Below are 15,126 nucleotides of genomic sequence, written 5' to 3' on the forward strand. Positions count from 1 at the left end.
GCTTGGGCAACCTATCACCAAAGTAACTTGGCAGCGAACGCGAGTGGGGAAGGGAGGCATATCTCTGGTGACAAAGCGACGATTTTTCCGAGAAACTTTGGTGTTTGCCTAAGTGCTGATGGAGCTACTCGATGTTTATTCAACCAGTAAAGCAGGTTATTGCGAAAGTTTATGGACAAGTACCGCTGCAAATGGTTCTCATCGTTCCGTTTGTCCTGCAAATTGCCGGGGCGGTGGGACTGGTGGGGTATCTCTCCTATCGCAACGGACAGAAGGCTGTTAACGATCTAGCCAGTCAATTGCGGCTGGAAATTACCAAGCATATAGAGGATAACCTGCGTACATACCTAGCCATTCCCCATCAGGTTAATCAGAGCAACGCTGCTGCGATTCGTCTCGGTCAATTGAACTTGCAAGATAAGGCAGGATTGGAACGTCACTTTTGGCAGCAAATCCAGATATTTGATAGCCTAACTTTTGCCGGATTGGGATTAGAGCGAAAAGATAACGTTGGGGCAGAAAGGCGCGATGATGGTTCGCTGACAATTCGAGTGGGGACTTTAGCTACGGGATATGATTTTCGGACTTATTCTACAAATGAATTGGGGGAGCGCACCAAACTCCTAGACCACAAAAGCGACTTCGATCCTCGTACTCGCCCCTGGTATAAAGCCGCTGTTGCTGCTGGTAAACCCACTTGGAGTCCGATTTATCCTCATACTAAAGGCATCACTGCTTATCTGGGTGCATCGATGCCTTTCTACGATAAACAAGGTAAACTTCAAGGAGTTTTACTAACTAATATTAATTTATCGCAAATTGGCTATTTTTTACAAAAAATAGAAATCGGAAAAACTGGACAAAGTTTTATTATCGAGCGCGACGGAATGTTGGTGGCAACTTCGACAGGGGAACAACCTTTTCGCACCAAACCAAAGGACTACGGAGCCGAAAGAGTTAAAGCCACAGAGAGTCAAAACTCTCTCACGCAAGCTACAGCGCGATATCTAGACGCAAATTTTGACAAGACAAAGCTGTTTCAAAAGTCAGAGCAACTGGAATTTAACATCAACGGTGAGAAACACTTTTTGCAAGTCGTGCCGTTTCAAGATGATAAAGAACTCGACTGGCTAATTGTCGTGGTCATTCCAGAAACTGATTTTATGGAGCAAATTAAGGCCAACACTCGCACGACATTCCTGTTATGTCTGGTAGCTTTAATCTGCGCTATATTCATCGGGATTATCACCGCTCGTTGGGTCACGAGTCCGATTTTACGTCTCAACGCCGCTGCCAAAAATATAGCGAAGGGGGATTGGGAGTTGACGGTAAAAATTGACCGGGTGGATGAAGTAGGGCAATTGGCCAATTCGTTTAATAATATGGCTAAGCAACTGCAAGAATCCTTTGCCGAAATGAAAACATTGAATCAAGCCTTATTAGCAAGCGAGCGCCGACTGAATCAATTTTTGGAAGCTTTACCCGTAGGGGTGTGTGTCATTGCTGCCAATGGCACGGTTTCCTATGTCAATCAAACCGGACAGCGTTTATTGGGTCAAGGGATAGTCTCAGAATGCAGCGTTGAAAAATTAACAGAAGTTTACCACATTTATCTTGCTGGAACCGATCGGTTCTACCCCACCGAGCAACTGCCAGCGATGCGGGCATTAAAGGGGGAAACCGTAACTGTTGATGATATAGAAATTCATCTAAACGGAGAAATTGTACCCGTTGAAGTACGAAGCATCCCAATTTTTGACGACCAAGGCAATGTGATTTATGCGATCAATGTTTTTCAAGATATTACAGAACGCAAAGAAGCTGATGAAATTTTAACAGACTACTATCATACTTTAGAAACCAAAGTAGCAGAACGCACTGCCCAACTTGCCCGTGCGAATATGAAATTAGAGCAGGAAATTGCCGAACGCGAGCAAACAGAAGAAGCATTGCGGCAGAGCGAAGAACGGTTCAGAAGAGCTTTTGATACGGCAGCAATTGGCATGTGTTTGGTTTCTTTAGAGGGTCAGCCTTTGGCTGTTAATCCTCAAGTTTGCCAAATGTTTGGCTATTCAGAATCAGAGTTGCTATCTTTATCGGTTGGGGATATGACTTATCCAGATGACCGAGGTAGTGACCAGGAATACGTGCGGGAATTATTGGCTGGGACGCGACCTTATTATCACATGGAGAAGCGTTTTCTGCATAAAAATAGGCAGACGATATGGGCGCGAATAAGCGTTTCTTTGGTGCGGGATTGGCAGCAAAAACCGCTTTATTTTATTTGTCAAATTCAAGATATTACAGCGCGCAAAGAAGCGCAACAGGAATTGCAAAAGAGCCAAGCGCGGTTTCAGAAATTAGCGGCAAACGTACCGGGAGCGATTTATGAAGTTGTGTTTCACCCAGATGGGTCGGTAGATTATGAATATATGAGTGCGGCTTGTTTAGAAATTTATGAATTAGAACCGAAGCAGGTGATGAAAAATGCTCAGTTAATTTATGACTGCATTCATCCGGATGACCGAGAAAGTTTTTATGCAGCGACTAGACAAAGTTCTAAAACTTTAGAACCTTTTGCCCGTGAATGGCGGATTGTCACGCCATCTGGGAAGATCAAGTGGTTGCAAGGAAATTCTCGACCGGAACGGCGGGAAAACGGCGATATTGTCTGGCATGGGGTGGCGATTGACGTGAGCGATGGCAAGCGGGTAGAACAGGAATTAGCCAAAGCCAAGGAAGCCGCCGAAGCCGCCAATCGCGCCAAAAGTGTGTTTCTTGCCAATATGAGCCACGAATTGCGGACGCCCCTCAACGCCATTCTCGGCTTTTCCCAACTCATGAGTCACAATCCAAACTTATCCCCAGACCAAATAGAAAATCTGGGCATTATTCGCCGCAGTGGCGAACACTTGCTCACCTTAATTAACCAAGTGCTTGACCTATCTAAAATCGAAGCCGGACGCCTGACGCTTAACGAACAAAATTTCGACCTTTATCAGTTGCTGGATGATGTCAAACTTATGTTTTCTTTGAAAGCAAAGGATAAGGGATTGCAGTTACTGTTCGAGCGGGCTTCTAATGTTCCCCAATACCTGCTAACTGATGAAGTTAAGTTACGGGAAGTGCTGATTAATTTGCTCGGTAACGCAATGAAATTTACCACCACCGGCAGCATATCAGTCAGAGTGGGACTGGGTGATGAAAAAGAAATGCTCAATGACCAAGAAGACGCGGTTGAAGAAGACAGGGGGACAGGGAGACGCTCTGACGCGGGGAATGTACTACAAGAACTTTCCGCATCTCCCACTCAGAGCGTCATCCCGTCTTCCTCCCCGCGTCGCCGCGTCACCGTGTCTCCGTCTCGTCTTCAACAATTCCATTTTGAAGTAGAAGATACGGGAACTGGTATTGACCCTGATGAATTAGATAAAATCTTTGAACCGTTCGTGCAAACTTTATCAGGTCAAAAAGTGCGGGAAGGAACGGGTTTAGGATTAACGATTAGTCGCCAATTCGTGCGGTTGATGGGGGGTGAAATTACTGTCAGCTCGCAAGTCGGAAAAGGCAGTATTTTTAAGTTTGATATTCAAGCCAGCGTAGTTGCTGGCACCGCGAGCGAGAATAAACAACCAAAGCGGGGCATGATTGCTATTGAACCCAACCAAGCCCGCTATCGCCTACTAATTGTCGATGACCAAGATGACAGTCGGCGACTGTTGATAAAAATTTTTAATTCTCTTGGATTTGAATTGCAAGTTGCTAGCAACGGTAAAGCAGCTGTGGAAATTTGGTCGAGTTGGAAGCCACATTTGATTTGGATGGATATGCGGATGGCGGTTATGGATGGCTATGAGGCAACTCAACGCATTCGAGATCTTGAGCAGGGAAGCAGGGGAGCAGGGGAGCAGGGGAGCAGGGGAGCAGGGGAAAATAGCTCATCCCCAATGCCCCAGAAGCGTACTGTAATTATTGCTTTGACTGCTAGTACTTTTGAAGAAGAGAGGGCTGCTGCCTTATCAGTTGGCTGCGATGATTTCATCCGCAAGCCTTTCCGTGAGGAAGAAATCTTTACTTGTCTGAGCAAACATTTAGGGGTGCGATATATCGACGCGGAAGCGATTTCCTTGCCCGTTGGCGCAGGGTCAGAGGAGGAGAATGCAATCCCAATTGGGGATCGGATGCTGACTTTAGCTGACTTAGCTGCTTTACCTGGGGATTGGTTGGTCAGTTTACACCAGGCAACCCTCGAAGGGCATATTAAACGAATGCAGGCGCTGATCGAGGAAATTCGTCCACAACATGACTTTGTTGCCAAAGCTTTGTTAGATTTGGCTAATCAGTACCAATTTGAGCAGCTATTAATCTTAACTCAGCCTAGAACCGATTAATGAATCCCGAACAGCTTCTACCATCCAAGGGAAATATTTTAGTTGTTGACGACCACTATGCCAATTTAAGCCTATTAACTCAGGTGTTGTCCGAGCAAGGGTATGAAGTGCGAGTTGCACCCAACGGCAAACTGGCGCTGAAATCTGCTAAGGCAACTCCCCCTGACCTGATTTTGCTGGATATTATGATGCCGGAAATGGATGGTTATCAAGTCTGCGATCATCTTAAAGCAGATAAGAGAACTCGCGAAATTCCAGTGATTTTTTTAAGTGCTTTGGGAGAATCATTGGATAAGGTAAAAGCTTTTGATGTGGGCGGGGTAGACTACATTACGAAACCCTTCGATCCGGTAGAAGTTGTAGCGCGCATCAAGAATCACTTGCGCTTGCGCGAGTTCGAATTAAAACTAATGGATCAAAATGCACTGCTGCAAAAGCAAATTGAATCCCGCCGACAAGCTGAAGTGGAAATTCGCCTGTTGCTGGCAACAACCCAAGCGATTAGCCGCTGCGATGACGTTCACTCGGCTTTAGCAGCGGTTTTGCGTTTAGTTTGTATAACAATTCAATGGAATTATGGAGATGCTTGGATTCCCAGCAATGATGGCAGGGTTTTAGAATGCAGTCAAGGTTGGTATGCTAGCGACCCCAGTTTCTCGGATTTCAGACATCAAAGTTTAAACTTAAAATTTGCCCCCAATGTTGGGTTACAAGGGAGGATTTGGACTTCTAAACAGCCCGAATGGATAGAAGATATTGCTCTGGAAGACGAGCAAAGTTTCCTGCGTTCTCAAATTGCGATCGCCGCCGGATTAAAAGCCGCTTTTGGGGTGCCGATTCTGGTGAACGACCAAGTGTTAGCGATTTTGATTTTTTATAAAAAAACAACGGCAGCTATCAGTTCGCGGTTAATCGAGTTGGTGACGGCGGTAGCAACTCAGTTAGGGGCGCTGATCCAGCGCAAGCAAATGGAAGATACGCTGCGAATTGCTGAAGAGCGCTATCACAGTATTGTGGAAAATGCGGTGGAAGGCATTTATCAAGCGACGCCTTCTGGACGTTTGTTGAGTGCTAATCCAGCGCTGGCAAAACTGTATGGTTATGACTCTCCCGCAGCGTTGATGACGAGTTTACAAGATATTTCGCAACAGCTTTATGTTGACCCCAACCGCCGCAACGAGTTTGTTGCTGCAATGGAAACAGATAATGCAGTAATTGGATTTGAGTCGATGATTTACCGTAAGGATGGACAAAAAATTTGGATTTCTGAAAATGCCCGTGCGGTGCGCGATTCTCAGGGACATTTGTTGTACTACGAAGGGACGGTTTCTGATATTACGGCGCGGAAACTAGCCCAAGAAGCTTTAAAATATCAAAAGGAACAAACCGAGCGACTTTTGTTAAATATTTTGCCTAAGCCGATTGCGGACCGATTGCAAGAACAGCCGCAGATTATTGCCGATAGTTTTGCTGAAGTCAGCGTTTTATTTGCAGATTTAGTCGGGTTTACCGATTTTTCATCCCAAAAAAGTCCGACCGAATTGGTGGAAATCCTCAACCTGATTTTTAGTAAGTTTGACTTATTATCTCAACAACATGGTTTGGAAAAAATTAAAACTATTGGAGATGCTTATATGGTAGTAGGAGGTTTGCCGACTTATCGCGAGGATCATGCTGAAGCGATCGCGCGCATGGCTTTGGATATGCAAGCGTCTCTGGATAGCGTTAATCATAAGCTGGGTCAAAGTTTTTGTCTCCGCATTGGTATCAATATCGGTCCCGTTGTCGCTGGGGTAATTGGTCTGACTAAATTTATCTACGATTTGTGGGGCGATACGGTTAATGTTGCTTCGCGCATGGAATCAAGCGGTATACCCGGCAAAATTCAGGTTACTTCAGCAGTTTACGAGCGATTAAAGCACAAATTTACCTTGAAAAAACGAGGTGATATTGCGATTAAAGGCAAAGGGGAAATGACGACTTATTTTCTAGTGAATAGCCATGAATCCTCTGGATAAAATTATTTTAATATCTTGGAGCAACGGATGTGTAGCACCTTGACGGGAAAGTGGTAGAGATTAAAAAATATATGAGTCAGGAACGGTATTTCATAGCAGGTTCAGATATCTTGGTCATTGATGATAGCCCTAATAATTTAAGTTTGTTAACCCAAATGTTGTCAGATAAAGGGTATAACGTGCGAGTCGCAACCAACGGTAAATTGGCGCTGCAATCTGCGTCGGCGACTCCCCCAGATCTGATTTTGTTGGATATTATGATGCCATCAATGGATGGTTATGAAATCTGCGAACAGTTAAAAGCAGATGAACTCACTCGCGACATCCCGGTGATTTTTTTGAGTGGTTTGAACGAAGCGCTGGATAAAGTGCAAGCGTTTGCGGTGGGTGGGGTAGACTACGTAACAAAACCCTTTGAACCTTTAGAAATTTTAGCGAGGAGCGAGAATCAATTGCGCTGGCGATCGCTCGAGTTACAGCTAAAAGAGCAAAATGCCCAACTGCAACTCTTGCTAACAGCAACCCAAGCAATTAGCAAAGCGGCTAATGTAGACTCGGCACCAAAAGTAATTTTGTCAAAAATTTGTCAAACCATTGGTTGGAATTTGGCAGAAGCTTGGCTTCCTAACCCTCACTTAAAAGCTCTCGTATGCAGTCGTGGTTGGTATGCTAACGATAGCAGTCTGTTACCCTTTCGCCAACTCAGTCAAGCGTTGACTTTTCCACCTAATGTAGGATTGCCAGGAAGAGTTTGGTTATCAAAAAAACCTGCATGGAGCGAAGATATTTCTCAAACAAACGATCGCAGTTTTCTGCGGGATAAAATTGCCGCTGCTGTCGGAATTAAAGCAGCTTTGGGCGTTTTGATTATTGTTGGCGATCGCGTCTCGGCGGTATTAGTATTTTTGCATAAAAATCAAATCACACTCGATGGGCGCTTAATTGAATTAGTTAATGGCGTCGCAACGCAATTGGTTGCGCTGATTCAGCGCAAAAAAGCCGAAACCGCTCTCAAAAAAGCCAATCAGGAATTAGAACGACTGGCGGCGTTAGATGGGTTAACCTCTGTTGCCAATCGTCGCCAATTTGACAAAATTCTCCCACAGGAATGGTACAGACTAAAACGGGAACAGTTGCCTTTATTGTTAATTATGTGTGATGTGGATTATTTCAAACGCTACAACGACCGCTACGGACACCTGGAGGGAGATAATTGTTTAAGACAGGTTGCTAGTGCGATCGCCAGCGCCTCACGACGTCCAGCGGATTTAGTAGCGCGATATGGAGGAGAAGAATTTGCGGTGATTCTACCTAATACAAGTGCTGAGGGAGCGTTACAGCGGATTGCTTTCTTAGTGAGGTACAGCCTTAAGGCTTCGTTTGTCAAGCGCGCACCGTTAACGGTGCGCGCTTGACAAACAAAGGTGTACCTCATACGACTGCAATCCGCTGTAAAAGTCGCTGAATCGATCCGAAAACAAGTGCAACAACTCAAAATTCCCCATCCTTTATCTGATGCAAGTCAATATGTTAGCTTGAGTTTGGGCGTCAGTACGATTGTTCCAACTGGGGATAGTTCGCCTCTGGACTTGATCGAGATCGCCGATCTAGCGCTATACTCAGCCAAACAGCAGGGGCGCAATTGCGCTGTGGCGCGTAGTTATGCGCTCGCTACGAAATAATTTCAGATTTTAGATTTCAGATTTCAGATTTGCTAAAAGGATAAAATCAACCATGAGAAAAGAACAAAGTAAACGCGCAGTTGCAGCTTTTCAAGACTTCCTCAATACGCCCCTCGATCTGCGCCTAAATCAATATCAAAATGACTCTCCCCAAGCAGCTGTATTGTCTTTATTTCGCGATGTGGCGGCGCAGGTTCCTGCTTACAGAGCTTTTTTAAACGAACGAAATATAGATCCTGCTTCGATTCAAACCTTTGAAGATTTCCAAACACTGCCGTTAATTACCAAAGAAAATTACTTACAGCGTCATCCGCTGGCAGACTTGTGTCGTGGGGGACAGTTGGAAACCTGCGACATGATAGCTGTTTCTTCTGGTTCCACGGGCAAACCTACATTTTGGCCTCGCTTTTTTGCTGATGAACTTCAAATTGCCACCAGGTTTGAACAGATATTTCACGAGAGTTTTTCTGCCGATAATCGCCGCACTCTAGCTGTAATTTGTTTCACGTTGGGGACTTGGGTAGGTGGGATTTATACGACGAATTGCTGTCGCTATCTTGCGAGTAAAGGCTATTCCATTACGGTAATTGCTCCCGGTAATAACAAAGAAGAAATATTCCGGGTTGTTCAAGAACTCGGTACGGCGTTTGAGCAAGTTGTATTGTTGGGTTATCCGCCCTTTATTAAGGATGTCATCGATACGGGCAAGGCGCGGGGTGTAGAGTGGCAAAAATATAATATTAAAATGGTGTTTGCCGGAGAAGTTTTTAGCGAGGAATGGCGCAGTTTGGTGGGGGAAAGAGTCGGTTCAATTCATCCTTGTTACGACTCCGCCTCCCTGTATGGAACCGCCGATGCAGGAGTTTTGGGTAACGAAACGCCGCTGAGTATTTGCATTCGCCGCTTTCTAGCAGAAAATCCCGATGCTTCCCGTGCTTTGTTCGGAGAATCTCGCCTCCCGACTCTCGTTCAGTATGACCCTTTGAGTCGATTTTTTGAAGTTAAAGATGGCACTTTATTGTTTTCTGGAGATAACGGCATTCCGTTAATTCGCTATCACATTTCCGATACGGGGGGAATCATTTCTTATGAGGAAATGCTTAAGTTTTTATCAGAATTGGGCTTCGATCCAGTAGCTGAATTATCTCTTGTGGGGCAGACTTCTAGCTTGCCAGTAGAGGGCGGGCAAGATGCCCACCCCACAAGAGAAGAAGATGCCCACCCCACAAGAGAAGAAGATGCCCACCCCACAAGAGAAGAAGATGCCCACCCCACAAGAGAAGAAGATGCCCACCCCACAAGAGAAGAAGATGCCCACCCCACAAGACAAGAAGATGCCCACCCCACAAGAGAAGAAGATGCCCACCCCACAAGACAAGAAGATGCCCACCCCACAAGACAAGAAGATGCCCACCCCACAAGAGATATCAGAGGAATTCATCAATTACCTTTCGCCTATGTTTTTGGCAGGTCTAATTTTACAGTTTCTTATTTCGGCGCGAATATTTACCCAGAAAATGTGACCGTGGGATTAGAACAACCTGCAATTAAAGAATGGGTGACGGGTAAGTTTGTGCTGCAAGTTAAGGAAAATGCGGATAAAAATCGGTTTTTATCCGTTGTAGTGGAATTAGCACCGGGGGTGGAAGAAAGTGAGGAAAAAACGGAAGCGATCGCATCCTCCATTCTCTCCCAATTACGCCGCCTCAACAGCGAGTTTGCCAACTACGTCCCCCCAGAATATCAAACACCCCAAATCACACTTACCCCCACCGGCGATCCAGAATATTTCCCCATTGGCGTCAAACACCGCTATACCCGCAAATAATAGCAGGTGAGCAGAGGGACCCAGGGGCAAAGGAGGATTAGCAATTACCAATTAGCAATTAGCAATTAGCAATTCCCTATTCCCTCTCCCCCCATTCGTGCATCGCCTCAATAATCGGTTTCAAACTTTCTCCTAAAGGCGTTAAAGAATACTCGACTTTCGGCGGAATTTGCGGATAAACCTGGCGATGGATAATTCCATCGTCCTCCATTTCCCGCAGTTGCTGCGTCAGCATCTTCTGGGTAATTCCCTCCAAAGCGCGTTGCAGTTCACCAAACCGTTTGACTCCGGTAAACAGTTCCCGCAGAATCAAAAGCTTCCAGCGTCCGCTAATCGCTTTTAAGGTATTTTCCGCCGGACAAGTCTTTCTTTGGTAATTCTCGCTTCTGGCTTCCATGTTGAATCCAGTATCTTTTTAGTAACTATCTTACTATAAAGTGCGTACTTTACATCATAATTTAAAGCCTTTAAATTAGAAATATACAAAACAACTGAGATTCCAGAAACAGGAGAACACCATGAGCGAACCTTTTATTGCCGATAAAAAACCTGCCGGACTCGAGCTGGAACCCGGAACTTACTACTGGTGTAGCTGCGGACAATCTAAAAACCAACCTTACTGCGATGGTTCCCATAAAGGCAGCGAATTTGTGCCATTAAAGTTTACAATCGAAGAGAAAAAGCGGGTGGCGTTATGCCAGTGTAAATACACCAAAAATCAACCATTTTGTGATGGAGCGCACAGCAAATTGCTAATGGCTAATGGCTAATGGCTAATGGCTAATGGCTAATGGCTAATGGTTAATGGCTAATGGTTAATGGCTAATTTTATCAGCCAAATATTCCCATGATCAATTAGCAATCAGCAATTAGCAATCAGCAATCAGCAATTAGCAATCAGCAATTAGCAATTAACTTGGTTTAGGAGCAGAAAATGCTGACAATTCGTAAATCAGAAGAACGCGGACATGCGAGTCACGGTTGGCTGAATTCTTACCATACATTTTCGTTTGCCAACTATTACGACCCCGCGCATATGGGATTTAGAACTTTGCGGGTGATTAATGAAGACAGAGTCAACCCCAGTAGAGGTTTTGGAGCGCACTCCCACAGGGATATGGAAATTATTTCCTATGTGCTAGAAGGTGCGCTAGAGCATAAAGATAGCATGGGTAATAGTTCCATAATTCGCCCTGGTGAAGTGCAAATTATGAGTGCTGGTACTGGGGTTACTCACAGCGAATATAACCATTCTGACAGCGATTTGGTACATTTTATGCAAATTTGGATTCTGCCCAATCAAACTGGTTTAAAGCCTAGTTACGAGCAGAAAATGTTTGCTGATGCAGAAAAGCAAGGTCAGTTACGCTTGATTGTTTCGCCAGATGGTCGAGATGGTTCTGTGACGATTCATCAAGATGTTAATATTTTCGCAACCTTGCTCGATCCAGAACAGCAATTAGACTACCAAATTAGACCCGAACGTTATGCTTGGGTGCAGGTAGCAAGAGGTAGCGTCATGCTGAATGACCGTTTGCTGAAACAAGGCGATGGTGCAGCAGTTAGCGACGCGAATTCTCTGACACTGCTTGGTCAGGAAAGATCGGAAGTATTGGTATTCGAGCTGGAATGAGTGATACCAGAAACCCGGTTTTTCTAAAAAACCGGGTTTCTAACAAGCTTTCAGCGGAATTTTAATCTCAAATTCCGCTCCTTTTCCAGGTGAAGAAATACACTGCAACGAACCTTTGTGTCGTGAGGTGATAATCTGATAGCTAATAGATAAACCCATTCCAGTTCCTTTACCAACGGGTTTGGTTGTAAAGAAAGGGTCAAACAATTTTTGCTTGACACTTTCTGCCATTCCCGGTCCATTATCGGCAATGCGAATGATTGCCCAATTATCTTTTAGTTTCGTGGAAATACGAATTGTTGGTAATTGGTAATTGGTATTTTCTTTTCCATGACCCTCGTTCCCTGGATCCGCCTGGGAATGCCATGACCTATTACCCTGTTCTAAAGCATCAATTGCATTACTCAAAATATTCATAAAAACTTGATTGAGTTGTCGGGCATAACATTCGAATAAGGGGAGATTACCGTATTCTTTAATTATCTCAATCCCAGGACGATGCGGTTGGGCTTTGAGCCGATGTTGCAACAGCATCAAAGTGCTATCTAACCCCTCGTGAATATCAACGGCTTTAAGCTCAGATTCATCTATGCGGGAGAAGTTGCGTAGGGAAGCAACAATTTTCTCGATGCGTTCTGCTCCCACTTTCATAGAATAAAATAATTTGGGCAAGTCTTCCATGAGAAAATTAAGCTCGATTGCTTCGGCTTGTTTTTGAATCTGTGGAACGGGATTGGGATAGTATTTCTGGTAAAGCCCGATGAGGGAAAACAGATCGGTAATGTAGTCTTTGGCGTGGGTGAGGTTGCCGTAGATAAAGCTAACCGGGTTGTTGATTTCGTGGGCAACTCCGGCGACGATTTGACCCAAACTAGACATTTTTTCGCTTTGCAGCAGTTGGGATTGAGTGCGTTGAAGTTCTTGTAAAGTTTGCTGTAAATCTCGTGCTTTTTGTTTGAGTTGTTGCTCGCTGTTTTGCAGAGCAGCTTCGGCAATTTTGCGCTCGCTGATATCGCGAGCAATCCCCTGAAAGCCGATAATATTGCCCCCGGCATCTTTGAGGGGCGAGATATTGCACGTCATCCAATACCAACTGCCATCCTTGCGTTTGGCTCGCAGTTCCAGCCCCGCCTGCTTATCTCCAGTTGCTACAATTCGGTCGAGAAAAGCTTGAGTCGCTGGCAAATCTTCAGAATGCACGAGCGGGATAAATGACCGTCCTAGAAGTTCTTCTGCGTCGAATCCCGTAATGTCCTTGACCTTAGGGGACAGATAAGTGAAAATGCCATCGATTGAGTGTTCGTAAATTAGGTCATTGGCGTTTTCTACTAAATGGCGGAACTTCATCTCGCTTTCGGCTAATGCAGCAATGGCGGCTTTGCGATCGCTCACATCCCGCGCAATGGCATAAATCAGGCCATCTTGCAGATACGGTGCGGCTTTCCAAGACAGCCACTTGTAAGCACCATCCTTGCAGCGCCAGCGGTTTTCAAAGTTAACCACCATCGCACCCGCGATAATTTTATCGAATTGCTTGAGGGTTTTTTCTATATCGTCGGGATGGACAAAATTAATAAAAGGTGCGGCTAAGATTTCCGCCATCGTGTATCCTAATGCGGTTTCAAACGCTGGATTTGCTTGCTTAAAGTAGCCATCCATATCGCAGATACACATCATATCGAGGGAAATATTGAAGAAGCGATCTCGTTCGATTTCAGCAGTCTTGCGCTTTGTAATATCGCTCGCGGTTCCAGTTGCGCCTATAACATTTCCCGCTTCGTCGCGCAGCACCATTGCATTAAATGCCAGGTGGATCGAGTTACCATTTTTAGCCATGTGGGTCGTCTCGTATTGTAAGAAAGATTCCCCTGCTAAAACGCGCTGATAAGTCTCCAGATCTTTTTGCCATTCTTCGGGTGCGATGAAATCTACGAATGGACGACCGATCATTTCTTCTGGTGAGTAGCCGTAAATCTGTCTAGCTGCCGAGTTGACAAAGGTATACCGCCCCTGCTTATCGGTTGCCCAAATCATGTCTTGGGAAGTTTCGACCAAGATGCGATACTTGCGCTCGCTTTCAATTAAGGCGGTTTCAACTTGTTTGCGATCGCTAATATCCCGGACAATACCCTGAAGCCCGACAATATTACCATCAGCATCTTTGATTGCCGAATTGTTGGCAGTCATCCAACACCAACTACCATCTTTACGTTGAGCGCGAAATTCAAATCCAGCTTGCTTTTGTCCGGTTTTAATCATGCCTTTGACAAAGTCAATACAAGCCTCCCGATCCTGCGGATGGATAAAGGGTACGAAGGATTTTCCGATCATTTCTTCCATTTCATATCCTAATATCTCGGTGACGTTGGGAGAGATATAGGTGAACTTTCCATCGGGTGCAAGCGAGTGGATGATATCGCTCGCATCTTCGACAAAGCGGCGGAATTTTGCCTCGCTTTCCGCTAAAGCTGCTTCTGCTTGTTTGTGAAAGGTGATGTCGCGGGATACGCCCACGGTCATAATTACCTCACCTTTATTGTTGCGGATGGGGGATTTGACCGTACTGAACAGGCGCACTTCGCCGTCGTGGCGCGTCACGGGTTCGGCAGGAATTGCTAAAATTTCTCCGGTTTCAAATACATAGGCATCGTCTTTGATGTATTGGAGAGTATAATCCGGCTCGTTAAATGGAGCATCAACGATATCTTGGAGTTGCTCGTTGGTCATGCCGTAATAATCGCGGAATGCTTTGTTAGCCCAGAAGATTTTAGATTTTGGCGCTTTGACCAACACCATATCGGCGATGGAGTCAAGTATTTGTTGATACATTTTCTCGCGCTCGCGCGCCCCGGCAAGGGAGGCGCGTAATTTTTGTTCGGCGCGGGTACGATCGCAAACCTCTTGGCGCAATTTTGTCACCATTTGCCGTAACTCAGTCGTGGGTTGCTCTACCTTATTTTCTAGTTCCGCAGCGGTTTCTAGAGTTGATTGCTGCTGCAATTGCACGATCAACCCCGCATCCAGGGAGGCGCGAATTTTACTAACCAAGGTCATGAGTACTTCTTGCCGTTTCAGCCCTTGTTGGCACTTTACCGCTATTTCTAACTCAGCAAAGTGCTGGCTTAAGGTTGTCCACTGTTGGTGCAGCAATTGGTCGGACATAAGTTACTTTTGAGCAAACCCGTGTTTTCACTCTTACCAGTTAATTCCCACCCAGTGCAGATAGGAGTCACTGACTGGGTGTGATAGCTGTCATTGCTAACTGTTTGGGTTTGACCAAAGACAGGTTTTGTGCTAAAATATACCTCTTTAATAATGCCCAACTCGCGATCAAATGTAACAATTTAGCCAGTAGGGGATGAGTGCATTTGAGCGATCGCTGACCAATAGCTAATTGCTAATTGCTAATTGCTAATTGCTAATTGCTCGTAATATCATCTCAGCTTTGGTTGTATATAGTAGGGTCGGGTTTTACGAGAGATATTTGAAGGCTTGCTCCAGGAATAAATAAACCCGCGACCTTAGTGCTTTAACGATGCAACCGAACATGATATAATATAGCATTTTATAACAT

Annotated in this window: 7 protein-coding genes and 1 pseudogene; 6 read left to right on the forward strand and 2 right to left on the reverse strand. The window is 45.1% G+C overall.

The window, feature by feature from the left end:
- Positions 1-131: 131 nt before the first annotated feature.
- From MiSe_RS23450 to MiSe_RS51135, 4 genes and pseudogenes are all read left to right on the forward strand, one after another.
- Complete coding sequence (locus MiSe_RS23450) at positions 132-4,391, forward strand: PAS domain S-box protein (RefSeq protein ID WP_226585401.1); 4,260 nt, start codon at positions 132-134, stop codon at positions 4,389-4,391.
- Complete coding sequence (locus MiSe_RS23455) at positions 4,391-6,409, forward strand: adenylate/guanylate cyclase domain-containing protein (protein WP_226585403.1); 2,019 nt, start codon at positions 4,391-4,393, stop codon at positions 6,407-6,409. Before MiSe_RS23450 ends, MiSe_RS23455 begins: the two co-directional genes overlap by 1 nt.
- 71 nt (positions 6,410-6,480) lie before the next feature.
- Positions 6,481-8,091: pseudogene (locus MiSe_RS23460) on the forward strand (diguanylate cyclase domain-containing protein).
- A gap of 52 nt (positions 8,092-8,143) precedes the next feature.
- Positions 8,144-9,919 (forward strand): phenylacetate--CoA ligase family protein, encoded by a 1,776-nt coding sequence (locus MiSe_RS51135; protein WP_264196662.1) that lies wholly within the window; start codon positions 8,144-8,146, stop codon positions 9,917-9,919.
- A gap of 76 nt (positions 9,920-9,995) precedes the next feature.
- Here the strand turns inward: MiSe_RS51135 and MiSe_RS23475 are convergent, their stop codons facing one another.
- Positions 9,996-10,316, reverse strand: a complete 321-nt coding sequence (locus MiSe_RS23475) for a winged helix-turn-helix transcriptional regulator (RefSeq protein ID WP_226585409.1) — start codon at positions 10,314-10,316, stop codon at positions 9,996-9,998.
- A 121-nt stretch (positions 10,317-10,437) separates the two neighbouring features.
- Between MiSe_RS23475 and MiSe_RS23480 the strand changes: the two genes are divergently transcribed.
- Positions 10,438-10,689, forward strand: coding sequence for a CDGSH iron-sulfur domain-containing protein (locus tag MiSe_RS23480; protein WP_226585411.1), 252 nt, complete (start codon positions 10,438-10,440; stop codon positions 10,687-10,689).
- A gap of 164 nt (positions 10,690-10,853) precedes the next feature.
- Positions 10,854-11,552, forward strand: a complete 699-nt coding sequence (locus tag MiSe_RS23485) for a pirin family protein (protein ID WP_226585413.1) — start codon at positions 10,854-10,856, stop codon at positions 11,550-11,552.
- Positions 11,553-11,591: 39 nt separating this feature from the next.
- On the opposite strand, the gene MiSe_RS23490 is transcribed toward MiSe_RS23485, so the two are convergent.
- A complete protein-coding gene (locus MiSe_RS23490) occupies positions 11,592-14,714 on the reverse strand; it encodes a PAS domain-containing sensor histidine kinase (RefSeq protein WP_226585415.1) in 3,123 nt (1,040 codons plus the stop codon).
- Positions 14,715-15,126 lie beyond the last annotated feature (412 nt).

It is taken from the genome of Microseira wollei NIES-4236 (genome assembly GCF_020521235.1).
Lineage (GTDB): Bacteria > Cyanobacteriota > Cyanobacteriia > Cyanobacteriales > Aerosakkonemataceae > Microseira > Microseira wollei.

Coding starts and splice junctions, on each gene's coding strand:
- MiSe_RS23475 (WP_226585409.1), bottom strand. CDS start 10,316: ATGGAAGCCAGAAGCGAGAATTACCAAAGAAAGACTTGTCCGGCGGAA.
- MiSe_RS23485 (WP_226585413.1), top strand. CDS start 10,854: ATGCTGACAATTCGTAAATCAGAAGAACGCGGACATGCGAGTCACGGT.
- MiSe_RS23490 (WP_226585415.1), bottom strand. CDS start 14,714: ATGTCCGACCAATTGCTGCACCAACAGTGGACAACCTTAAGCCAGCAC.
- MiSe_RS23480 (WP_226585411.1), top strand. CDS start 10,438: ATGAGCGAACCTTTTATTGCCGATAAAAAACCTGCCGGACTCGAGCTG.
- MiSe_RS23450 (WP_226585401.1), top strand. CDS start 132: ATGTTTATTCAACCAGTAAAGCAGGTTATTGCGAAAGTTTATGGACAA.
- MiSe_RS23455 (WP_226585403.1), top strand. CDS start 4,391: ATGAATCCCGAACAGCTTCTACCATCCAAGGGAAATATTTTAGTTGTT.
- MiSe_RS51135 (WP_264196662.1), top strand. CDS start 8,144: ATGAGAAAAGAACAAAGTAAACGCGCAGTTGCAGCTTTTCAAGACTTC.